This window comes from Anaerobacillus sp. QJM3NY_32 (assembly GCF_056173645.1).
In genome coordinates this window covers 3,294,075-3,319,669 of sequence record NZ_CM149684.1, presented here as the reverse complement: position 1 = coordinate 3,319,669, position 25,595 = coordinate 3,294,075, and the positions used below count along the sequence as shown (strand labels likewise).

At 39.9% G+C, this 25,595-nt stretch carries 15 protein-coding genes; 13 read left to right on the top strand and 2 right to left on the bottom strand.

Features of this window, described 5'->3' with window-relative positions; all coding sequences use genetic code 11:
- Positions 1–123: 123 nt before the first annotated feature.
- From AC0VYH_RS17265 to AC0VYH_RS17250, 4 genes are all read left to right on the top strand, one after another.
- Positions 124–750: a YesL family protein gene (locus AC0VYH_RS17265; protein ID WP_430241671.1), complete on the top strand. Its 627-nt coding sequence runs from the start codon at positions 124–126 to the stop codon at positions 748–750.
- 243 nt (positions 751–993) lie between these two features.
- On the top strand, positions 994–2,340 hold the full coding sequence (locus AC0VYH_RS17260) for a sulfatase family protein (RefSeq protein ID WP_475372815.1): 1,347 nt from the start codon (positions 994–996) through the stop codon (positions 2,338–2,340).
- Positions 2,341–2,567: 227 nt separating this feature from the next.
- Complete coding sequence (locus AC0VYH_RS17255) at positions 2,568–3,332, top strand: DeoR/GlpR family DNA-binding transcription regulator (protein WP_430241667.1); 765 nt, start codon at positions 2,568–2,570, stop codon at positions 3,330–3,332.
- Positions 3,333–3,842: 510 nt separating this feature from the next.
- A complete protein-coding gene (locus AC0VYH_RS17250) occupies positions 3,843–6,005 on the top strand; it encodes a GDYXXLXY domain-containing protein (protein ID WP_475372814.1) in 2,163 nt (720 codons plus the stop codon).
- 137 nt (positions 6,006–6,142) lie between these two features.
- Here AC0VYH_RS17250 and AC0VYH_RS17245 read toward each other — a convergent pair whose 3' ends face one another.
- A complete protein-coding gene (locus AC0VYH_RS17245; RefSeq protein WP_475372813.1) occupies positions 6,143–7,504 on the bottom strand; it encodes a trypsin-like peptidase domain-containing protein in 1,362 nt (453 codons plus the stop codon).
- A 293-nt stretch (positions 7,505–7,797) separates the two neighbouring features.
- Between AC0VYH_RS17245 and AC0VYH_RS17240 the strand changes: the two genes are divergently transcribed.
- Positions 7,798–8,667, top strand: a complete 870-nt coding sequence (locus tag AC0VYH_RS17240) for an alpha/beta fold hydrolase (RefSeq protein WP_475372812.1) — start codon at positions 7,798–7,800, stop codon at positions 8,665–8,667.
- 65 nt (positions 8,668–8,732) lie between these two features.
- Here AC0VYH_RS17240 and AC0VYH_RS17235 read toward each other — a convergent pair whose 3' ends face one another.
- The gene (locus tag AC0VYH_RS17235; protein ID WP_475372811.1) at positions 8,733–9,353 is read right to left on the bottom strand and encodes a GntR family transcriptional regulator; all 621 of its coding nucleotides are present in this window, start codon (positions 9,351–9,353) and stop codon (positions 8,733–8,735) included.
- A 204-nt stretch (positions 9,354–9,557) separates the two neighbouring features.
- Between AC0VYH_RS17235 and garR the strand changes: the two genes are divergently transcribed.
- The 8 genes from garR (at position 9,558) to AC0VYH_RS17195 (ending at position 25,576) form a co-directional block, all read left to right on the top strand.
- A complete protein-coding gene (gene garR, locus AC0VYH_RS17230; protein WP_475372810.1) occupies positions 9,558–10,466 on the top strand; it encodes a 2-hydroxy-3-oxopropionate reductase in 909 nt (302 codons plus the stop codon).
- Positions 10,459–11,886: a four-carbon acid sugar kinase family protein gene (locus AC0VYH_RS17225; protein WP_475372809.1), complete on the top strand. Its 1,428-nt coding sequence runs from the start codon at positions 10,459–10,461 to the stop codon at positions 11,884–11,886. The genes garR and AC0VYH_RS17225 overlap by 8 nt, the downstream gene beginning before the upstream one ends.
- A gap of 19 nt (positions 11,887–11,905) precedes the next feature.
- Positions 11,906–13,255: a GntP family permease gene (locus tag AC0VYH_RS17220; protein ID WP_475372808.1), complete on the top strand. Its 1,350-nt coding sequence runs from the start codon at positions 11,906–11,908 to the stop codon at positions 13,253–13,255.
- Positions 13,256–13,612: 357 nt separating this feature from the next.
- On the top strand, positions 13,613–14,569 hold the full coding sequence (locus AC0VYH_RS17215; protein ID WP_394176328.1) for an ABC transporter permease: 957 nt from the start codon (positions 13,613–13,615) through the stop codon (positions 14,567–14,569).
- A gap of 13 nt (positions 14,570–14,582) precedes the next feature.
- Entirely contained in the window at positions 14,583–15,500 is a 918-nt protein-coding gene (locus AC0VYH_RS17210; RefSeq protein ID WP_404681227.1) for a carbohydrate ABC transporter permease, read from the top strand.
- A 105-nt stretch (positions 15,501–15,605) separates the two neighbouring features.
- Entirely contained in the window at positions 15,606–17,204 is a 1,599-nt protein-coding gene (locus tag AC0VYH_RS17205) for an ABC transporter substrate-binding protein (protein WP_475372807.1), read from the top strand.
- Between the two features lie 80 nt (positions 17,205–17,284).
- Positions 17,285–19,501: a LamG-like jellyroll fold domain-containing protein gene (locus tag AC0VYH_RS17200; RefSeq protein ID WP_475372806.1), complete on the top strand. Its 2,217-nt coding sequence runs from the start codon at positions 17,285–17,287 to the stop codon at positions 19,499–19,501.
- A gap of 93 nt (positions 19,502–19,594) precedes the next feature.
- The gene (locus AC0VYH_RS17195; protein WP_475372805.1) at positions 19,595–25,576 is read left to right on the top strand and encodes a GH32 C-terminal domain-containing protein; all 5,982 of its coding nucleotides are present in this window, start codon (positions 19,595–19,597) and stop codon (positions 25,574–25,576) included.
- The last annotated feature ends 19 nt before the right edge of the window (positions 25,577–25,595 follow it).

Below are 25,595 nucleotides of genomic sequence, written 5' to 3'. Positions count from 1 at the left end.
AAAGTTAACAAAACCATGGGAGGGAGCTCACTGGTCTATATAAATAATAATCCCAAAATATTAGATACTCTTTGATATATAGGTAAAATGAGATAACTAACGTATTTAAGGAGAGATAACCTTATGGAAATGAACGGCTTAATGGGAGTCTTATACCGAATTTCTGAATGGATTATGAGAATAGCATATATCAATATTCTATGGCTAGCGTTTACTATTGCAGGACTAGTGTTTCTTGGTATTTTTCCAGCAACCACAGGTATTTTTGCAGTGGCTAGAAAATGGCGATTAGGTGATACACATATACCTATTTTTAAAACTTTCTGGAAATCATATCGAAGTGAATTTATAAGATCAAATGTATTAGGATATTTAGTTGTTATTATAGGTTTGATCTTGTATCTCGATTTAAGAATTGTTCAAAATATTGATGGCTGGTTATCAACGTTGTTGTTCATTCTACTGTTCTCGTTGATTTTTATTTATTTTTTTATTGTGATATTCCTATTTCCGGTTTTAGTACATTTTAACTCAAAAACTTTTCAATATTTAAAGAATGCCATTTTTGTAAGTATTGCTTATCCTATTCATACTGTGCTCATGCTTATAACGTCTTTTCTTCTTATAGTTATGAATGTTAAGTTTCCGATTTTGCTTCCATATTTTTCTGTCAGTATTTTAATAGTTTCAATAATGTTTATTGGTTATGATGCATTTCGAAGACTAGAAGAGAAAGAAAATAATTATTAAAAATAATAGCTGAGGATGAATAGTTCTCTTTTTTATCTCCCGGATTGCTTGTCCTGTCCATAGGAAAAGTTAGCAGACAAACCGCTTCTTTTTCTATTTGATAATTTAAATGATGGTTAAACCTTAAAACTACTATCCAGAAATCACTTTCTGTCAGTAAATGACATAATTTTTTGAGATTAATCGCTTGGGAAATCATAGTTAAATAAAGAGCTAGCGTATAATATGCGAGGAGGACCTGGTATGAACGCAAAAAAACCTAATGTTGTATATATCTTCAGTGATCAACATCGAGCTGATGCTGTAGGATATGAGAATGATCCCAATGTTAAGACACCAAATATGGATAAATTAGCAGATACGTCACTACAATTTTCCACAGCTGTATCTTGCATGCCAGTATGCGCGCCGTATCGTGCAAGTTTAATGACCGGACAATACCCATTAACTCACGGGGTATTTTTAAATGATGCTCAATTAAGCAATCAAGCCGTGTCTCTAGGCAAAGCTTTTAAAGATGGAGGTTATAGTACAGCTTACATTGGAAAATGGCATTTAGATGGCCCAAATAGAAGTGAGTTTATTCCCCGAGAAAGGAGACAGGGTTTTGATCATTGGTGTGTGTTGAATTGTACTCACGATTACAATGAATCAAAATATTACGACAATGAAAGTGTGTTAAAGCAATGGGAAGGTTACGATGCATTCGCTCAGACCAAAGAAGCGCAACGTTATATCTCTGAATATAATGATGATAAGCCATTTATACTTGTACTGTCGTGGGGACCGCCGCATGATCCTTATAAAACCGCTCCGAAAAATTATCAGGATATTTATGATCCACAACAAATAACTTTAAAGGAAAATATCCCAGAAGCATATAAAGAAAAGGCCAGGGAGGAGTTAGCAGGTTATTATGCCCACATTTCTGCCTTAGATGATTGTATTGGTGACTTAATGCAAACAGTGAAAGACAAAGGGATATTAGAGGATACAATATTTATATACACGTCCGATCATGGGGACATGCTCCACTCTCATGGAGAAACACGAAAGCAAAGACCTTGGGATGAATCGATACGTGTGCCGTTTTTACTTCAATACTCGCGTGAATTCGATGATAATGCAAGAAAAGTTAGCATTCCATTTAACACACCAGATATTATGCCTACCTTGCTTGGATTATGCGATCTGCCTATTCCTGAGACGGTGGAAGGGACCAATTATGCCCCACATCTCCGTGGAGAAATGACACTTCAAATTGATGAAGCATTGATTATGTGTCCACACCCTTTTGGGGAATTTGTTCGAGCCAATAATGGGAGAGAGTATCGAGGAATTCGGACAGAACGTTATACTTATGTAAAGGATTTGAACGGGCCATGGCTCTTGTATGACAATAAAGAGGACCCATTGCAAACAGAAAATTTAGTTGATCTACATGAATATGAACAGCTTCAAAAAGATTTGGATCAAAGATTAATGCGGTTATTAAAACAGAGAAATGATGATTTTTTACCTGGAGAAGCCTATATTAACAAGTGGGGATATGAAGTTGACCAAGAAGGAACGATCCCATTCAAGTTGTGATGTTGACGCGTGTGTATATCTTCAATGATAGTTAAGTGTCTTATATGTTACAAGGCATACGTTTTTCTAGATTGTAATTATACTAGGTTTCATTGTGATCAAAAACTTTGCCATCTAACTATGGGAAGACAATATGTCTCTCTTAAAGTGAAAGAAGCCAGATGAAATAATAAGACATTAACACTACTTTACAAGAAAGATGGCGAAAATAGAGAGGTCGATTTCCTATGCTTGTGGCAGAAAGGCAGCAAAAAATTGTAGATGCCGTCAATGAAAAAAATAGCCTTCGTGTAAGTGAATTAAGTCAAATGTTTTCTGTAACGGAAGAAACGATAAGGCGGGATTTAGAGAAGCTTGAAAAGGATAAAAAATTAAGAAGAAGTCATGGAGGAGCCGTTAAAATAAACCAAAGCTCTCATGAGATTCCTTACTCAGAAAGAAAGGTTATCAATGTCCAAGAGAAAAAAGATATTGGTATTGAAGCGGTAAAACATGTAGTTGAAGGGGATAGCCTTATCTTAGATGCGAGTACTACAGCATATTACATGGCTAAAGCCTTACCGAATGTTCCTTTAACTGTGGTTACGAATTCAGTTAAAGTTGCAATTGAATTAAGTGAGAAGAAAGAAATTACAATCATATCAACCGGTGGAATACTAAATACAAGGTCAATGGCCTATTTAGGGCCTCTAGCAGAATCATCTTTAGATGATTACCATGTCAATAAAGCATTTATATCTTGTAAAGGTATTCACTTAGTAAGAGGTATCAGTGAATCCAATGAACAACAAGCACGTATCAAGCGAAAAATGCTAGAAAGTGCGGAGATCAATTTTGTAATGGTGGATCATAGCAAATTTGGGATTCAGGCATTCTCTCGATTTGCGGAATTGGATATAGTTGATCATATTCTGTCTGATCAAAAAATAGATAACGAAATCTTTCAGAAATTATCGGAACGTTCTATGAATGTGATTCGTGTCGGGACATAATTATAAGAAAGACTTAGAGTCAAAGTGAATTTATCAATCTATATATGTGAGATTAAATTGGAAAGCTAAACGTATTCAGGATATTTGATTTCGATTATATATATTGTGTTATCACAACTCCTTTGTCTTTTGTGGCAACAAAGGGGTGCAATTTTTCTGAAGAATATTATCCTCAAATAAATGGGTATACGGATTATGAATAAAAAACGAGTTAGCTCCTTGTTGAAGAAAATTGTGAAGATGAATCTATTGTTTTTATATCAATGTACATTTAATTAAATGATATTTATGAAAAACCCTCTTGCTCCAGCAAGAGGGTTTTTCATACAGATAATGGAAGAGATTCCACTACTAATAGAGAAAGCCAGATGATCCATTTTGCCACTTTCGTAATATAAGGATAAAGACTGTGAGATTTTTAGTATACTTGAGTTAGTAACAAATTAGATAACATATACTTCATATAATATGGTCTTACTGACACAACGTAAGTTAAAGGGGGAAGAGCTCATGAATATAAAGCGGATTCATACAGGCTATTTACTAGGCTTATCGCTGCTTATCAGTAGCATCATCTATTTCTTCGCATCGAATTGGCAAGGAATCGAGCGGGTGGAAAAGATCGGGCTTGCGATTGGACTGATGTTGTTGTTCTTTATTGTAGCGACAATCCTTAGTCGTTTTCAGCATTCACACCGATTTCTAGAAAGATGGCTCTGGCTGACTGGAACGATTGCGTTTGGAGTTAGCGTGGCGCTTATTGGTCAAACGTATAATTCACATGCCGATTCGTATCTCCTGTATCTGATCTCGCTGGTTCCAGCGCTCGTATTTGGTGCACTTACGGGATATAAAGCGTTTTATGTCTTAGGTTTTTTATTAAGTCAGCTCGCTTTTTATTTCTATGTGTTTCCATCATCCTATTTTCCAGATTGGGAGCCAGAGACAGCCCTGATTCTAGTATTCATCTATTTACTATTCACTCAGGCTTGGTTTTTTCTGTCGCGTTCCTCATGGCTCCGTTCTAATTGGATCATGTTCGGTAGCTTTTGTTTCATTCAATATGTCTTTATCGCTTCTAGTTTTGGCTACTGGGAATACAGCACGATTATGGCATGGCTTTATGTCGGCTACGGATTAATCAGCGTATTTCTTTGGAAACATCGTGAAGAAAAGGAACTGTTTATCTTATCGGGGATTGCACTAGGATTATTTTTATTCGGGAAAATGTTAGAAGGGTTAGGCGATACGTTGGGGGATCTTCTGCCGTTTTTCTTACTAATTGTTGTTGGGTTAATTGTTTTTCTGACTGTTAAGTATCTTCCTAGATTAGAACTAAGTGAACAGGGTTCCGAAACTCGGAAGCGCGTGTTTAAATCATCCTTACTCTTTGTTGTGACTGTAGTCAGTACAGTGATGTTAATCTCCGCCTTTTCAGGTATCATATATCTAATCTTCAGCTGGGACAACGCACTTGCACTTATGTTTTCATCTCTTTTTTTATTGTTAGTACCAGGTCTCGCATTAAAAGAGAAAATCCCGTTTTTATCAAATATCCTCCTGCTGTCTGGGTTATCAATCTTAGCATTAGCTAACTTAATAGATGCCTTTTCCAATCGTTTTCAACCTGAAACGATCATTGTTATGTTCATCTCTTTCGGTATGATTGGAGTCGTACTTAAACTCATTGCGAACCCCTGGATTGGTTCGTATGCCTATCTGCTCGCAAACGGAGTACTTCTTTTATTTCTCTTTAAATTGGAAGAATCACTTATTTCGTTGGATTCCTACGAACCGCTACTGTTGCTCGTTCTTATCGTTGGTAACGGATTGATTCATATTCTCGGACGTGATGGATGGTTCAATCGCAACGCGCTCGTTTATAGTATCGTGCCACTGTTTATCTTAACGTTCTTCTTTGAAGGACAGTGGTTATATTGGCTTTTAAATAGTGTGTTTCTTCTTCTATCCACGCTACTTGTCTTTTACAAACCTTGGCAGTCGAACCCATTTCGCTATTGGATAGGGCTCGTGTTATGGTATGCGTTTCTGTTCTACAAGTACTATGACATCGCATGGTCGCTCGTTCATAAATCGATCACGCTATTGGTAGCTGGTCTTCTTGTATTAGTCATTACGCGAACGGTATCACGAAAGTACACACAAACGACTGATGAAGAACCCACTTTCGTCGCAAGTAGATGGAAATTAATCTGGTTGGTTGTCATTCTGATGATTTCGTTCGTCACCTATAATGGCGTCAAAAATGAGGTAGCGCTTCAATCTGGGAAAGAGATTCGTCTTGCTCTTGCACCTGTTGATCCCCGCTCGATGTTACAAGGGGATTATGTGACGCTTCGCTACGATATTTCAACGTTGCCAGGTGCCGTTCTTCCAGCTAACAAGAAAATAAAAGTTGTTCTCGCTTCTACTTCGGATGGAAGTTATGAGTATGGAGGGTATTACAAAATCGAAGGTGATTGGAATAAACCATATGAACCTTCTGATGACGATATTATCGTGAATGGCACCACCTATTCTGATCATGATGTCCAATATGGTATAGAGAGTTTCTTTATTCCGGAAGGAGCGGGGAGTACATTCGAAGGTAAAACGACAGCCAGTATTAAAGTAAGCGAATCTGGAAATGCAATACTCATAGATTTAGACTAAAATGAGAAAAGCCACTTTGTTTTAAGGTGGCTTTTCTCATTGGATATTTACGTGAAATATTTTAAGCCTGCTTCTTCTACCTGGTATGTTAAATCTACATAATTATCTAAAGAAGTGGGAATTTGGTGAGTTCTTTTTCATTGATATATCTCAATATGCTTAATCTTATAATCCCCATATTCATCTGTTACGACATAATAGTCTTTGATCCGCTCATATATGCTCCATTCCCCAGCTGCATTCATAAAATCAAAAACTTCATAGGTGCTCACGATCGCTTGATCAGTCTGCATGTCAATATGGGTTACATCATTTAACGTGAATTTAAAGATCATTCCCTGACCGCTTATCTCGTCTAGATAGTTAGCCATTTCATGATAGGCCTGACTATCATACAAAAGCTGGTCTTCAATATAACCAAAGTTTTCGTCTCGCAATGCCGTTTCATAGTCCCCTCTAAAATTGATGATAAAGTTAGCGAGCCTTGCTTCATCATATGGAACATCGTACGTGTCTTCTTCCTCTTCTGCATATTCATCATACGCTGAAACCTCATTGTAGAAGTTAAAGGTGCTGGCGACTTCATTTTCATCCATTGGCGATTGCGACCAGTTCGTTAAGAGATCCGTCATTGTGTATATTGGGATTGAGAAGGCAATCGACTCATCGCTCGTTAAAAGGGCGGAGTTGATGCCAATCACTTTTCCTGTCTTTCCATCTAACAATGGACCTCCGCTGCTCCCGGGTGAAACTTGGGCATCGATTTGGTAGACGTTTTCGTATTGAAATTCGGATTCAAATGAACGGTCAAGCCCGGTGAGATATCCGATTGATGCTGTGTTTTCTAACCCTTGGGGGCTTCCAAGTGCGATTACTTCTGTTCCAACTTCTGATTCTTTCATTTCCATCTCCAAAGGAGAAGTACCTTTTAAATTCTGTACTTCAATTAAAGCGACATCATACTGATTAGAGATGCCAATCACCTTGCCACTCATTTCTTGGCCATTTTGATCGCGCAAGATGACATCAATATAGCCAGCCACCACATGAGCATTGGTTACAACTGTTCCATTATCCTGAAACAAGAAGCCAGACCCGAGACTATCCTCCGTTAAAATGGTATACACTCTTGTTTGTGCTTCACGTATGATTTCTTTCTTATCTTTTTCTGTGGATGTTTGAGGGGAAGGAACTTTCTGTTCTGTCGTGCTTTTTTTCTGAGTAACGTTTGGTGATGTGGTTGCACTTGCTTCTTTTTCATCTTCTACTAGTTTCGTAGACTCAGCGATTTTTTCGACTGGGGTTTGAATCGTTTCTTTCGTTCGTTCTTTATCAAGAACGAAAGCGTAAATAAAGACACCGCTCATTAATAAAAAGGTAAGGATGATACCGGTCAACCACCATCGGTTTCTCTGCTGATATCTCGTATAAGAGTGGCCACACTGGCTGCAAAACCGAGCATTTTCTATGTTTTTCGTCCCGCACTTTGGACAAAACATAATCATCTCCTCCTTCATATTCTTTGTTGATTATTATACCTTAATTAAAAGTATGAGAGGGGTCAAAAATAGAATATATAGGAAGTAATGTAGAAACAGTGAAAGAGAACAGACGGTCATTTGAATTTGTACTCACTCAGTTTAGTAGGAATTTCATCACACTTTTACCCCGCTCTTATTAGGTTATATTTCCTATTTATCCAGAAAACGAGACCTCCTAATTGCGCATCAAATAGAAGAGGAGTAAAGTGTCTCGATGTTAGAAGTCTTTATAAGAAAGGGTGGATGAAATGATGAAAGATGGCTTTGTGAAAGTGAATGATGTCAACCTTCATTACGTAACAGAAGGAGAAGGCGAACTGATGCTGTTTCTCCATGGTTTCCCTTATTTCTGGTACAATTGGCATCATCAAATGGAAGAGTTTTCGAAAGATTACCGTGTCGTTGCTGTTGATATGAGAGGGTACAACGTATCTGACAAACCTGAAGGGGTTTCTTCATATGATATGTCCATTCTAGTCGAGGATGTAAAACAGTTGATTGAAGTGTTTGGGGAGAAGGACTGCGTTTTAGTCGCCCATGACTGGGGCGGAGCGGTAGCTTGGACGTTAGCTTACACCTCACCTGAATATGTGAACAAACTAATCATGTTCGATGCGCCTCACCCGTATACATTTAGACGAGAGCTAGCAGAGAACCCAGGGCAGAGAGAAGATAGTAGTTATATGGCATTTTTCCAGCGACCTGATTCTCATGAAGCGCTGGTTGAAAATAATGCAGAGCGATTAAGAAAGATGATGACGATTCCTGGAAAGAAAAAAGGTTATTTAACCGAAGAGGATGAGGAGAAATACATAGAGGCTTGGACACAGCCGGATGCGATGAAGTCAATGCTTAACTATTACCGGGCTATTTCTTTCTATCCGTTCGAAGAGCACGTACAAAAGCCATTGGAACTTCCGTATCAAATGTTTGATTCGCCAACGTTAATCATTTGGGGCGATGCAGATCCCGCTTTTGAAAACAGCAATCTGGACGGGTTAGAAGAGTATGTTAGTGATCTTACAATTCACCGAATGGAAGGCGTAAGCCATGCCCCGCATCACGAAAAACCGGAAGTGGTTAACCACTATATGCGCGACTTTTTAAAAAGTAAGAGATGATGAGGAGGGCTGTCCCTGTTAGGGGGCAGCCTTTTTGCTACTCTAATAGTCATTGAAGTATTAGCCTAATCCTGCCCCATAAAATGCAAGAAAAAAGCAAGATCCGCTTCAAGGTGTTTCTTCATTAGTTCTTCTGCTTCTTCTGGATTCCGGTTTCTGATTGCCTGGCAAATCTGATCATGTTCATCAATCAAATGTGGCCGCTTATGGTAGACAACAGTTTTACGAAAGAGGTATATGATCGATTGCATTCGATCCATTATTTTAATCATTACTTTGTTGTTGTTCGTGTCTAAAATAATTTCGTGAAATGCTTTGTTAGCTTTCATAATTTCTTCGGTTGTACCATTTCGTCCGATGTCTACACATTTTTGTAGCTCTTCAATCGCTTCTTCACTCATATATGTAGCCGAAGCGCGCGCAGCAAACCCTTCTAAAAGAATACGGACTTGAAAGATTTCTCTCATATCTTTTTCAGTTGGGAGAACGACTCGTTTATCCTGAATCAAATCTTCTTGCTCAAGCTTACGAATTGCCTCTCTAATTGGAGTACGACTCACACCAAGTTCTTTAGCCAGCTTTTCTTCTGTCAACTTTGTGCCGCCTGCAATCTCTCCGTTTAACACTTTATCTCGAATACTCTCATAGGCATGCTGATAAGCCGATTGTGAAGCATTTTTTTTCATAATAAACTCCTGCTAATAACAATTTAGTTTCTTAATGAACTATTTATTTACCAATTCTCTACCTTGAATTATAGAGTGAAACTCTCCAAATGAAAAGTGATCAATATTTTTGTATACAATTTTATATAAAATGTATACAAAATATAAAAAAACGTGTACACTCAAAACAAGAAATGAAAGCGCTGTAAAAAAGGAGAGATTAAGATGAATGAAAATATAGGATTTATTGGATTAGGAATTATGGGTAAACCGATGGTGAAAAATTTAGTGAAGTCAGGTGCAAAAGTAACTGTCTTTGATATTAATGAAACAGCTGTACAAGAATGTGTTGTATTTGGTGCAAATGGTGCTCTATCACCAAAAGAAGTTGCTAAAGAGAGCTCAATCATCTTCACGATGCTTCCTAATTCCAACCACGTAAAATCCGTTATTACAAATGAAAGCGGAATCATTCAGGGAGCAAAAGAAGGAACTGTCGTCGTAGATATGAGTTCCATTTCTCCTGTTGTGTCTGAAGAGTTGGCTAATGAATTGAATAACTATGGTGTTCATATGCTCGATGCACCTGTAAGCGGAGGGGAGCCAAAAGCGATTGATGGTACATTGGCCATTATGGTTGGTGGGGAAGAGAAAGTATTTGAGAGAGTACTGCCTGTCCTACAAGTTCTTGGTAAAGATATTACGTTAGTTGGTGGGAATGGTTGCGGTGCTACAGCTAAATTAGCAAATCAGATTATCGTTAACGTAAATATAGCGGCTATGTCTGAAGCACTTGTACTAGCTTCCAAAGCAGGAATCGATATAGAAAAAATGTATCATGCGATTCGTGGTGGACTTGCTGGTAGTGCGGTACTAGATGCGAAAGTCCCTCTCATTTTAGAAAGAAACTTCGTAGCGGGTGGTCGCATTGACATTAATATGAAGGATTTAACAAACGTGATGGAAACAGCACATGAAATAGGCGTTCCACTCCCACTTTCAAGTCAAGTTCTTGAAATGTTTAGTGCTCTTAAAGGAGATGGAAAAGCTGGTGATGATCACGGTGGACTAGTGCAGTATTATGAGCGTTTGGCAAATACAGTTGTAATAAAGGATGTGAAGGAGCATGTCTAACCAGCTAGTAATAGAAGAGCTTCCGAAATTAAAATCAATTGATTACGAGTCCATTTCTGATCTTTGGAAGAAAGAGAGATCTGATTTTAACCATCAGATTGTTGTACTAGATGATGATCCTACTGGAGTACAGACTGTTCATGGGGTGTCCGTCTATACAGATTGGACAGAACAGACAATCAAACAAGGATTTGAAGAAGATACTAGTATATTTTTCATTCTAACGAACTCCCGGGCATTGTCAGAAAATGACACAGAAATTCTTCATCGAACGATTGCAGAACGTGTTAGCCACGTTGCGAGTAATCTAAATAAATCTTATCTCATTATTAGTAGAGGGGATTCGACTTTACGAGGGCACTATCCACTTGAGACAGAAGTGATGAAAGACCGTATTGAGGAGAGCGATAAACCGATAGACGGTGAAGTGATTATCCCGTTTTTTAAAGAAGGCGGGCGCTTGACAATCCATAATGTTCACTATGTTCAAAATGAGAGCGTCCTCATTCCAGCAGGTGAAACGGAATTTGCGAAAGATCGCACATTTGGTTTTAAATCAAGCAACTTAACAGAGTGGGTTGAAGAAAAAACATCTGGAAGGTTTAAGAAAGAGGACGTTCAGACGATCTCTCTAGAAGATATTCGTGAACTACGAATAGATAGAATGGTAGAGCAATTATCAGCCGTGACTGATTTTGGGAAAGTGGTCGTTAATGCTGTGGAAGAAGAAGATATTAAGGTATTCACGATTGCCCTAATGAAGGCTATGAAAAATGGAAAACGCTTTATCTTCAGAACGGCAGCCACATTCACAAAAATAATTGGTGATATTCCAACAAAGCCACTTCTTACAAAGGAACAATTAATTGCGGAAAACGCTACGACTGGAGGACTTATTGTTGTGGGTTCTCACGTACAGAAATCTACTGATCAACTTAATGCTTTAAAAGAACTCTCTCAAGTTCACGCCATTGAATTTGACTGCCACCTTGTTTTGGAAGCTGAAGCGTTTAAATCCGAAGTAAAGCGTGTTAGGAAAGAAGCTGAAGCAAAGATTGCAGAAGGAACAACGGTTGTGATCTATACGAGACGAGAACGGTTAGACCTTGGTGATGGAATGAAGGAAGAGGAGCTTAAACTTTCAGTTGAGATATCAAATGCTGTAACGAGTATTGTAAGAGATTTCTCCATTGCACCTAAATATGTTATTGCGAAGGGCGGCATTACGTCTAGTGATGTTGGAACAAATGGTCTCCAAGTGAAGAGAGCCACAGTTCTAGGACAAGCGGCGCCCGGTATTCCTGTTTGGGAAACAGATGAAGAGAGCAAATTTCCTCACCTTCCTTACATTATTTTCCCTGGAAATGTTGGGGCGGTTACAACGCTGAGAGACATTGTTCAGAATATAGAGACTGTATAACCTTTAAGGAGTTGACATGATGGTAACTGGCAACATGCTTATTTTAATCTTTCTACTTTCTCTCGTTGCTTTGTTTGTTCTTATTTTAAAATTTAAGCTTGAGCCTTTTCTAGCACTGATTGGTGTAGCATTCGGAACAGCGCTAATCATTGGAATCCCTATTATTGAGATTCCCGGCATTATCACGAGCGGTTTTGGTAATACTCTTGCTGGCGTTGGAATTCTAATTGGACTTGGTGTAATTTTTGGACAGTTTCTAGCTTCTTCAGGGGCCGTAGAGAAAATTGCCCAATCTGTACTTAAAGTTTTTGGAGCAAAAAAATCAGCAGCTGGTCTGGCTCTTACCGGAACAGCTGTATCAATTCCAGTTTATTTTGACGCCGCATTTGTCATATTAACGGGATTAATCAAAAGTTTATCAAGAAAAACCGGTATTTCAATTGTGACATTCGTAACGGCGCTTGGTGTGGGGCTAATTGTGTCGCACAGCATGATTGCTCCTACGCCCGGGCCACTAGTAGTTGCTGAAAATACTGGTTCAGATTTAGGGCTATTTATCATATATGGATTAGTTTGCGCGATCCCTGCAACATTAGTAGGCGGCTATTTCTACGGGATGTTTATTGGAAAGCGTGTTCAGTCAAAACCTGATGATGATGCTGAACAAGAAGTCGCGGTAGCGAGAGAAGAACCGTCAAAGGAAATTAGTACAGGATTAGCTTACGCGATGCTAGTCCTACCAATCGCTCTCATTTTAGCGAATACTGTTTCACAGCTACTGCTTCCAGGGACAACTTTTGCTTCAGCACTTGCTTTTGTTGGAGATAAAAACATGGCGCTGTTCATAAGTGTAATCGTTGCCATTTTAGTATTAACGCCTTATATAAATGCACCAAAACAATCTCTGTACACGGAAGCCATTAATTCGGCAGGTGTCATTCTCCTTATTACTGGTGCCGGTGGTGCTTTTGGAGCTGTCATCAATCAAAGTGGTATAGGAGACCATTTAATTCAAACGATGCAGAACTGGAGTATTCCTGCTCTATTGCTAGCCTTTATTTTCTCTCAAATCCTACGAGCTTCATTAGGTTCAACAACCGTGGCGCTTGTCACCACTTCAAGTATTCTAGGACCGCTGGCTCTTGACCTTGGCGTTTCACCTGTATTATTAGGTCTTGCGATTTGTGCCGGAGGGGTTGGACTTTCGCTTCCTAACGATTCTGGATTCTGGGTCGTTAGTCGATTCGGTAAATTGACCGTATCTGAGACAATTAAAGCGTGGACAATTGGAGGTTTTATAGCAGGATTAAGCGCATTTGGAATGGTATATCTTCTTAGTTTATTCTCCGGCATTTTACCGGGTATTTAAGCAGGGCACTTGCCCTGCTTTTTGAACTGATATCAATTGCTTTGACTTTATCGTAAAGTAGTGATTGCTTCACTAATAGCAACTTTATTCATTAATGTGAGTGAAAAACAGTTGATAGAATTTACTCATTTCATAGTGAAATGTTGAACTGCGATTATTTCAATTTTCTAAAAACCAGTTGACACTCAATAAGAAACCGCTTACAATAAAGTCAATCAAAGCTTCTACGTAAACGATTAAATGAGTCGTTCTTCTTCGATAATGAACCAATTAAGTGAATAATCAAGGAACATTCATTTTTTTTACTAGAAAAAGTAATCGATTACGTAAACGATTAATTATAGGTGAGGAGAGATTATGGAGACGAAACTTAGAGCGTTACCTAGAAGAAATGTCCGTAGTGTCCCAAAGGTCAACAGCTCCTGGAAAAAGGTTTTACATAACTATGAATTGTACTTATTTCTACTTCCTACGTTAATTTACTTCATTGTCTTCCACTATGTCCCTATGTACGGTGTCCTCATTGCGTTTCAAGATTATATGCCCACATTGGGGGTTTCAGGAAGTCCCTGGGTTGGTTTTGAGCACTTTGAACGTTTCTTCAATTCCTTTCAGTTCTGGACTCTGTTAGAGAACACCCTCGAGCTCAGTGTGCTGCAATTATTATTTGGCTTTCCGTTACCGATCATGGTTGCTCTTCTTTTAAATCAGTTAAGAAATCAGCGTTACAAAAAATTCGTTCAAACTGTTATCTATGCTCCTCACTTTATTTCGGTCGTTGTTCTTGTAGGTATGGTGTATGTTTTCTTCTCACCGAACGGTTTAATAAACAATTTCCTCATGATTTTTGGTGCCGAACCTGTTCATTTTATGTCACAGGCAGGTTGGTTTAAACCACTCTACATTTCTTCAGGCTTGTGGCAGGAGACAGGGTGGGCAGCGATCATTTATCTTGCAGCGTTAGCTGGTGTTAGTCCAGAAGTTCATGAAGCAGCGATTATGGATGGAGCAAATAAATGGCAGAGGATCCTTCATGTCGATATTCCAGCGATTTTGCCTACCGCGATGATTTTATTAGTTCTATCGGTAGGAAATCTAATGAACATCGGATTTGAGAAAGCGTATTTAATGCAAACTCCGTTGAATGTCTCAGCAGGAGAGATTATCCCAACTTATGTGTATAAAGTAGGTTTACAGAGTGCTCAGTACAGTTTTGCGGCAGCGGTTGGATTGTTTAACGCAGTGATTAACTTTATCTTATTGTGGGCAGTTAATAGGGCTGCCAAGAAATTATCCGGTTCAGGGCTATGGTAAGGGGGAGTATGTTATGACTCAATTTGTGATGAATCGTTCGAAATTATGGTCAAGAAAATCGAAAGAGGATAAGATATTTGATCTCATCAACTTCCTCTTTCTTACGACACTCTCACTCGTCGTTTTGTACCCGCTGTATTTTATTATCATCGCTTCGATTAGTAACCCTGATAGCGTCTACAATGGCGATGTATGGTTTTGGCCTCAGGGAATCACCTTTGAAGGATATGAACGAATCTTTCAAGATAACCGGATTTGGACAGGTTATAAAAATACGGTGTTGTACACCGTCGTTGGAACATTAGTGAATGTTACGTTAACCCTTATGGCAGCTTATGCGCTCTCAAGAAAAGATTTAGTGGGTAGAAATTTCTTCATGATCCTCTTTGTCTTTACCATGTTTTTCTCAGGGGGATTAATTCCTACTTATTTAGTCGTTAAAAACCTTGGTATGGTAGATACGATGTGGGCCCTCATTATTCCAAAGGCGGTTGCGGTTTGGAACCTGATTGTGGCAAGAACGTTCTTTCAGTCGACGATTCCAGACGAATTGTTAGAATCAGCCAAAATGGATGGGTGCTCAAATACGAAATTCTTCTTAAAGATCGTGTTACCACTGTCGAAACCGATTATCGCTGTAATGGTATTGTTTTATGCCGTTACACATTGGAACTCGTTCTTTGATGCTTTAATTTATTTAAATAATGAAGACAAATATCCGTTACAGCTAATCTTAAGATCAATCCTTATTCAAAATGAAGCTTCTGCCAGTATGGTTGGCGATGTTGAATCGTTTGCTGCTCAGCAAAGAATTGCTGATTTAATCAAATATGGTGTCATTATTGTTGCTGCTATACCGCTGTTAATTCTATATCCTTTCATACAGAAGTATTTCGTAAAGGGAGCTTTAATTGGAAGTATTAAAGGTTAACCATTTGCTTTACTTCATTATTAGGAGGTGGATCGCCGGTCAAATGGCTTTACTGAAATTGCTTGTGATTGCCGTAAATTAAAACCATTCGGGGGGAATTTAGTGATGGGTAAACGAAAAAGTTGGTCTTTTCCGTTCATATGTTTATTACTCTGTTTCATTCTTGTATTAAGTGCTTGCTCTTCTAAAGATAGTAGTTCTGATGGTAAGGCCGAATCGGCTGATTTCAATGAAGAAGGGCTTCCGATTGTAGATGATCAAGTAACCCTGGAATTTGTATCACCAAAAGCACCGCTCGCACCGAAATACGACAAGATGGAAATTTTCAATACGTTAGAAGATATGACGAATGTGAAAATTGAATGGAGTAATATTCCGGATGATGGTTATGAAGAAAAGAAAAACTTGATGCTCGCAAGTGGTGACTTGCCTGACGCTTTTTATTCAGCGAAATTTACGGATTTGGACATTGTGAAGTATGGACAGAATGGCACGCTCATTCAACTAGAGGATTTAATTGAAGAGCATGCGCCTAATATTCAAAAGTTGTTTGAGAAGAGGCCTGAACTTAAGAGCATGGTAACTGCTCCTGATGGACATATTTATACGCTGCCTCGTGCTGAGGAAGCTGGACTTGGAGCTGTACCAAACTTTATGACGATTAATAAATCCTGGTTAGACGAGTTAGGATTGGAAATGCCAACGACTCTTGACGAGTATCACGATGTTCTAGTTGCTTTCAAAGAGAAAGATCCAAATGGAAATGGTAAGCAGGATGAAGTTCCTTTAAGTTTTATGTTCAACTTCTGGACTGGAAACTTCGGCGATATGTTTGCAGCATTTAATATGCCAGATAACGTTGATCATCGCATTGTAAGAGATGGAGAAGTGATCTATACAGCTGTTCAACCGGAATATAAAGAAGCCATAGACTATTATCATCAGTGGATGGAAGAAGGCTTGATTGATAAAGAATCATTTACTCAAGATGTCTCTCAGTACTTTGCTAAAGGGAAAAACGAAAAATATGGTTCTTATATTTGGTGGGAATCGGAAGAAGTAGTCGGTCCAGAATTGAAAGATGATTATGTCCTCTTACCACCGCTTGAAGGTCCGAATGGAGATCAAGTTGTTGGGCGTTCCAACTACTCAGACTACTCTCGTGGTGAGTTTGCGATCACTTCTGCAAATGCAAATCCAGAAATTACGATGCGTTGGGTAGATCAGTTATATGAAACACAAATGTCAGCTCAAATTAACTGGGGGCCAATTGGTACCATTTTTGAAGAAAAGGATGGAAAACTCGTATTGAAAGAACAACCCGATGATGTGGTGATGGGTGAATTAAGACAAAAGGTAGCACCAAATGGACCAGTAGCCATTTTGAAAGAAGACTTTGAGGAATCTGTTGAAATGGAACCGCGTGCAAAACAGCGTTTGGAAGATTTGAATTCGATCTATGCGCCTTATCTTGAAGAAGAGAATTACCCGCAAATCTTCTTTAGTCCTGATGAACTAGATGAAATTAATCGTCTAGAAGTAGATATTAAAGAATTTACGAATCAGAAGAAAGCTCAGTGGCTAATGGAAGGCGGCGTAAACGAGGAGTGGGATAGCTACAATAAGCAGCTTGAAGACATGGGTCTAAGTCGCTTAATGGAAATATACCAAGATGGATTGGATCGCTTTAAAAAGAATCAGTAGAAAATAGAATAGGCATGATGAAGAAAGTTAGAACATGATTGAGATGTTCTAACTTTCTTTACAAACTGGGAGTGTTAAATATGTTGAATGTTGAGTTGGAAAAATCACTGATAGCTTATTGGGGATTCTCTGAAGGAGAAGGGAAGCACGTCCATGACGGCTCTCGTACAAATCCTATTCACTATGTGTTTAATGATCGTTCCGATTCACCTGTTCATGAAACTCAGTGGCGAAAAGGAATCAACAACCACGCACTTTTATTTGATGGCTATTCAACATGGGTTGAAAGTAAAGAAGGGGTCCCTACAATTGAACAAGCGTTTACCATTGAGGCATGGCTAGCCCCACGTTCATTCGGCGGGATTGAGGATGAACGGTTAACAGGTATTGTTAATCAACATAACAGAAAGATGAATCGAGGGTTTATCCTTGGTGTTCATCGCCATGGGAAATGGTCATTACAACTTGGTGTAGAAGATGAGTGGATCGAAGTTTGGGCAGATAATTGTCCATTACCAAAGTTGAAGTGGTCTCATCTTGCAGCAAGCTTTAACGGTAAAGAAGGGCGTATTCAATTGTATCTTAATGGTGAAAAAGTCGCTGAGAAAACAATCGCTCAAAACGTTTCTATGACGGTGAGTCATGATGCGCTCTTGATAGGTAAAAGCAATGATGCGCTTACGATTGAAAGCGTGTTTTCATTGAATATGTTCAGTGGTTTAATCGATGATATTAAGATTTATAATCGAGCATTAAATGACTCGGAAATAAAAACGAGCTTCACTAACTATCTATTACCTTATAAAGGAGAGATTCCACACCTACCTTATGAAGAAATTGCGATCGATCGAAACATTTATGATCATGACCCATTCCGACCTAAGTTTCATTTAACCCCACCGGGTCACTGGATGAATGAACCACATGCGCCACTTTATTTCAAAGGGAAATACCATCTGTTTTATCAGCATAATCCACAGGGCCCTTATTGGGGTAACATCCAGTGGGGACATTGGGTGAGTGATGATCTCGTGTATTGGCGCGATTTACCTATTGCCATTGAAACGGAAGCGGATGATTTAGCTCCGGACGGGATTTGGTCAGGAAACGCCGCTTATGATGAAGATGGATTACCCGTTTTGTACTTTACAGCAGGTCATTCATCAAAGAAGCCAAATCAGATGACAGGTCTTGCAAGAAGTACGTTTAGGGAAGATCAAGATATCGATTTAAAGAAATGGAGAAAGCATCCCGTTCCCGTAACGGTTCAGCCTAAAGGATTGGGCTTGCATCATGATGGGTTTCGAGATCCTTTTGTATGGAAAGAAGAAGACCTCTGGTACCAAATTGTTGGGACTGGTATAGAGGGGGTGTGTGGAGCAGCCATTATATTTACTTCTGATAACTTAGTAGATTGGGAATGTAAAGGCCTTCTATATGATGATAAGGATCAAGAGTTTCCTTTCCTAGGTGAAGTGTGGGAACTGCCGATTTTACTTCCGCTTGGCGAGGGAAAGCATCTATTTATTATTAGTCCTGTTGGAAGAAATGCTGATGTAGAAGTGTTTTATTGGATTGGGACATGGGATAAACAGGGTTATCGCTTTATACCAGATCAGAAAGAACCGCAGCTCATTGATGTAGGCGATTTTCATTTCACAGGACCAAGTGCCATGATTGATCCAAAAACCGGTCGTTTGCTTTTGTTTACAATCGCCCAGGGAAGGCGTTCGCTTAAAGCTGAATATGAAGCAGGATGGGCACATAATGGAGGTCTTCCTCTGCAACTATGGTTACGAGACGATGGAAGATTAGGCGTTAAACCGATCGAAGAATTAATAAAGCTTCGCAAGAAAAAACTTGTTTCATTAGAGAATCAATCTGTTGAAGAGAGCAATGATATCTTAGCTAATGTGAAAGGAAATATGCTTGAAATCTGTGTTGAATTTCAAGATGCGGTTGCGAGTGAATATGGTGTAAAGGTTTTAAAGTCTGATCGTGGGAATGTCGAAACGCTCCTATACTATAACCGTCAAGAAGAGACGTTGAATGTTAAAAAGAAAACAAATGATTCAAACCTGGTCCAATCTCAAGGTGGGGAACTTCTACTAAATGGAGAACAGTTAAAGCTTCATATTTACGTCGATTGTTCCATCATAGAGTGCTATGCCAATGAATTAAAAAGTATAACGACGAGAGCATACCCTGAGATTGAAGCACTAGGTATAGCGGTGTGGGCGAATGATCACATAAAAGTGAAGTCGATGGAAGTTTGGGAGATGGGGCCTGGATTTTAAGACTTTTTGTCCTTGAGTCATATTGATGAAAGCTAGTCACCTTAGTTGCCCGAATGGATAAGTCACTTATTTTGAAGGGAGCTTTACAAACTCATGTTCAATCGCTGTAGGTTGAAAGTGGTTTCTCTGACTGTCTTATTAGTAATCAGTAGCCTTATGCCAATCAGTATTTCGAACCCTGTTCAAGCTCAAACGACCATTACAAATCCAAGTTTTGAAACTGGAGATTTAACCGGGTGGACAATTATAAGCGGTAATGCATTCAATGAGAAAGATGTGACAGATGAATCGCAGTATTGGGATAAGCAAACGTTTGATCAAAAGAACTTCTGGCATATATGGGGAGGGCGGGGAGACGACACTAAAGTTGGGATCATGCAGTCTGAAACCTTTACTCTTGGTGGAGATGGTCAGATTGATTTTCTTACAGGGGGAGATTCGGACGCGGATCACTTATCGATCTCTCTCGTTAGAGAATCAGACGGAGAAGAATTAATGAAGGAAACAGGGACTGGGACAGATACATATTCCAAGAAGAGTTGGGATGCCTCCGCTCATATAGGCACAGTTGTTAGGATTAAAGTTGTTGATTCAACGACAACGGGGCATATCAATCTTGATGATGTGAATGTTCCTGCGACCCCTTCTTTACATGACCATGTGGAGCCTTCTATTTATAATCATGATTTCGAATATACGGCACTAACTCCGTACGAAATAAGGGGATGGGAAATTGTAAGCGGAGATGCATTTGGCCCAGAAAGCCTTGTTCATGAAGATGAATGGAGTGAAGGCGATGAATTTTTGCATGAGGGGCGCTACCATTTATGGAATTTTAACGATGGTGGAGACGATCAAGTAGGTGAGCTGCACTCAGAGCCATTTACGATCGATCAAAATGGCGGAATCGATTTTCTTATTGGAGGAGGGAATGACGATGAGAATCTATATGTTGCTCTCGTAAGAACTTCTGATGGAAAAGAGTTGCGAAAAGAAACCGGACGAGATACGGAAAAGTACCAGCGCGTTTATTGGGATGTTTCAGAATACATTGGTGAAGAAGTGGTTATCAAAATCGTCGATAATGCTAAAGGGGCGTTTGGACATATCAATGTTGATGACTTTCGAACAACCAATTCTCCTTTCACTGATGGGTTAATGGCTCACTGGAGTTTAGATGAAGGTACTGGTCAGGATACTGTAGAGCAAGTCACAGGAGAAACCAACTTAATTGATTACCATCTCAGTAAGGGAGTCTTTCAGGAAGCCAAGGATCCGCTGTGGAAAGACGGCATTTCAAACGGTTCTTTATTATTTGATGGGTACTCTACCTGGATTACGCATAGCCCTACGAAACTACCAGTGCCTAAAGAAGCGCTAACGGTTGAAGCCTGGGTAGCTCCAAGAAATTTTGAACATGGAGACGAAGGTCGGTTATCTGCAATCGTGAATCAGCATAACCGGGAAAAGAAAGAAGGATTCATACTAGGGAATTTCCGACATGGCACGTGGGGGTTACAGTTTGGTACTGGTGAGGATTGGCATGAAGTGATGTCAGATACACTACTCCCTTTAAATGAGTGGTCTTACATTGTCGCAACGTACGATAGCACCACTGGAGAAGCTGTTTTATACCAGAATGGTGAAAAGGTATCATCACGAAAATTTGATGCAGGATCTGCGATTGAACCGAGTGTAAGAGATTTATTGATCGGAAAAAACAATGATGGTATGTGGTTGTATGGCTTTGATTTAAATATGTTTAGTGGCCTTATGGATGAAGTGAAAATCTACAATCAAGCCTTGAGTTCTGGGAATGTGAAAGATTCCTACGAATCTTATGTAAGCGCTTTAAATGGTAATCTACCAACCGCTGATGTAAAAACCGATCGCAGTCTTTTAGCGGACGACCAACATCGGCCACAGTTTCATATGTCTCCTCCGAACCATTGGGGAAATGAACCAGGTGGTCCTATTTACTTTAATGGTCAATATCATGTGTTCTATCAGAGTAATCCTAGAGGTCCATACTGGAATCATATTCGCTGGGGGCATCTTGTAAGTGATGATATGGTTCATTGGAGAGATGTTGACGATGCCGTTATACCTGGGCGCTATGATGTTGATCCAGAGGGGGCATGGGCAGGTGGTGCTGTTGTCGATGATAATGGTGTGCCTGTCATCTTTTACACAGCGGGTGATGATCGTGATCAGCCTAATCAGCGCATTAATTTAGCAAGAAGCACGTATTTGCAGGATGGGGATAACGATCTTAACCGTTGGGAAAAGAATTCAGAAGTGATTCTAGATCAAGAAGAAGGACAGGGGATCATGGGTGAATTTCGAGATCCTTACGTTTTTAAAGATGGTGATACCTGGTACATGTTAGTGACTTCTGGTAAAGAAGGAACTGATGATAAAGCCGTTGGAGGTACCGCACTTGTGTATTCTACAAAGGATGCCAGTTTTGAAGATTGGACCTTCGAAGGAGACTTATTCGTTGGAGATTATGGAACCTATCCAGAAACTGGACGGGTTTGGGAGCTGCCGATTTTGCTGCCATTAGGCGATAGCGGAAAACATATCTTCTTGATCAACCCTGCCAAAATGGAAAGGGAAGAGTATCAGTCGAGGTATACGTACTATTGGATTGGAACGTGGAATCCGGGTTCCGCTAAGTTCACCCCAGATAATGAAACCCCGCAATTACTCGATGTTGGAGACCATTTTACTGGACCAGCTGGAATGGTAACGCCTGATGGAAGAACCGTTATTCATAGTATTACGCAGGGAAGGCGTCCAGCAAACGACGATTATGATGCTGGCTATGCCCACAATTATGGTTTGCCAACAGAGGTTTTTTATCGAGATGATGGTAAGTTAGGGATGAAGCCGATCCAAGAGTTGAACGAATTACGTGGCGAGCAGCTTATTAATCTTACTTCTGACACCTCTATGGAAGAAGCAAATCAACTTCTTTCCGACATAGAAGGAGATATGCTTGAGATCCAGTTAGAACTAGACAATGGATCTGCTAATGAAGCGGGAATTAGCTTAAGACGTTCACCGAATGGCGAAGAGGAAACAATTGTGTATTACAAAGAAAGTAGTAAGGAGTTTTGGGTGAACCGAACGAAATCAAGTCTCGATCCAGATGTGGAAAAATGGTACCAAGGTGGAGAGGTAGATACTGATTCAGAGACGATCAATCTCCATGTATATGTGGATCGTTCTGAAATCAATGCCTATTTAAATGAACAAAAAGGGTTAACCACAAGAGCCTATCCGACAAGAGACGATGCGAAAGGTGTTCAGCTCTGGGCAAATGAGCAAAGTGAATCCGTCACCGTAAAATCATTACAGGTTTGGGAGATGAACTCTGCGTACGAAAAGGTGAATGCTACTGGGGTATCACTCCATCCAGAGTCGCTAGAGTTAATTGCTGGAGATACAGAACGGCTAACTCCTGAAGTGAAGCCAGCTCAAGCAACCAATAAAGAGGTGATCTGGACTTCAACCAATCCGAGCGTTGCGACTGTGGTGAATGGAAAAGTTACGGCTCATTCAGAAGGTACTGCTACGATTAAAGCGGAAACAAGGGATGGAGGTCATACGGCAACGAGTGCGATTGCCGTCGTTGAAGAACCCCCTCATGATGAGTTAGTGAATCATGATTTTGAAGCTGGTAACTTAACGGGGTGGACTGTCATGGAAGGCGATGCCTTTAGCGATCTTGATGTCACGTCTGCTGATGTTTGGGGGTGGGGAGGTCCATTTAATCAAAACGGAGCTTTTCATCTATACAGTGTTTATAACGGTGATGATGCCGAAATTGGAACGATACGTTCACAGAAATTCACGCTTGGAGGAAATGGACAAATTGATTTCCTCGTATCAGGTGGGAACGATATTTATAACCTTTACGTTGCACTAGTAAGAAGTTCAAATGGGAAAGAGTTAATGAAAGTAAGTGGGGGGAACCAGGAAGGCTATACCCGAGTTAAGTGGGATGCTTCTCATTACATTGGAGAGGATGTTTATCTAAAGGTTGTTGATCGTTCCAAAGGTTCATGGGGGCACATTAGTATTGATGATGTGAATGCTCCGGTAGAGCCTCCGAATAATGTAACGATAACGAACCCCGGTTTTGAAACGGGAGACTTGAGCGGGTGGACGGTTACCGGGGAGGCCTTTAGTGACCAGGATGTAACACAGGAGGATGAGTGGGAATGGGACTGTTGCTTCAATCATCAAGACGCCTATCACCTGTGGAATTTCAAGGATGGCGGAGACGCCGACATAGGTGAAATACAATCAGGGACCTTTACCCTCTATGGAAGTGGGTGGATTGACTTTTTGATTGGTGGGGGGAAGGATAGTGATCACTTATATGTTTCTCTCGTACGCGAGGCTGATGGGAAGGAGCTCTTTAAATCGACCGGTACAGAAAGTGAAAAGTATAAGAGAATCTACTGGGACGCTTCTTCCTATATAGGGGAAGAAGTATTCATCAAAGTGGTGGACAATGCTACCGGCGGATGGGGTCATATCAATGTTGATGATTTTCATGTGTTCAATTCAGAAGAAGACATTCTAACGAGTGAGCGGTATGAAAAATACCGTTCACAGTTTCACTATACTCCCGAAAAAAATTGGATGAATGACCCTAATGGGCTTGTTTATCATAATGGAGAATATCATGTGTTTTATCAGTATAATCCGACTGGCGTAACATGGGGGCCAATGAATTGGGGGCATGCGGTTAGTACGGATTTAGTAAATTGGGAAAGACTGCCGACTGCGCTAGAAGAAGATGAGAACGGATTTATATGGTCAGGTAGCGTTGTCGTAGATGAAGACAATACGGCCGGGTTTGGGAAAGACGCCATGGTGGCCATGTTTACGCATGAAAAAGGCGGAAATCAAAGTCAAAGTCTCGCTTACAGCAATGATAACGGTCGGTCGTGGCAGAAGTATGCTGGAAATCCCGTCCTCACAAACCTCGACCAATTCTCCGTTTTCAGAGATCCGAAAGTATTCTGGCATGAAGCATCCAATCAATGGGTGATGCTGCTTGCAGTGGAAGATCAATTTCAAAAGCAATTTGTTCGCATCTATCATTCGGAAAACATGAAAGATTGGACGTTTGCGAGCGACTTTGGTGAAAATCAAGGATCACATGAAGGAGTTTGGGAAGTGCCAGATCTTTTCCCATTGCCAGTGGATGATGATCTAAACAACACCAAATGGGTGATGCAGGTAAGTCTTAGTAAAGGTGCTCCTGCTGGTGGATCAGGTGTGCAATATTTTATTGGTGATTTTGATGGAGCGACCTTTCATAATGACAATCTAGCAAGTACCGTACTATATGCCGATCATGGGGCTGACTATTATGCGCCGCTAACTTTTAATCATGTACCTGATGGACGTCGAGTTGCGATGGGATGGATGAACAATTGGGAGTATGGTCAAGCGATTCCAACTTCTATTTGGCGAAGCAAAATGACAATCCCAAAGGAATTAAATTTGAAAAGCATTTCGAATTTAGGTGCTCGCCTCGTTCAAACTCCTGTCAGTGAGCTTCAGAGTTTAAGAGGGGAAGAAAATTATTGGACGAATGAAGTAGTGGTACCTGGTGAGAATCTATTATCTGATATGAAAGGAGATACGTTAGAAATTGTTGCTGAATTTCAAACAGATCAATCAACAGCGAAAGAATTTGGTTTTAAAGTTCGGGTAGGTCATGACGAATTCACAGAAGTTAGTTACAACATAGCAAATGCTACGTTATCTTTAGATCGTTCTATGTCTGGTGATACGAGTTTTAGTAGTTCTTTTGCTGCTAAGCACGAAGTAGTCATGTTGCCTTCGAATGAGTCAGTTACACTTCACTTATTTGTTGATCGTTCTTCTATCGAAGTGTTTGGAAATGATGGTGAGGTTGTGTTATCTAATCAAATCTTTCCTGAATTAACGAGTGATCAGGTAGAACTATATGCGATCGATGGTGAAGTAACTTTAAACTCTTTAGCTATCTATCAGTTAAATGGAGCCAGTATTATCAATACGAATTAAACTCGTTCTTAAAGTAATA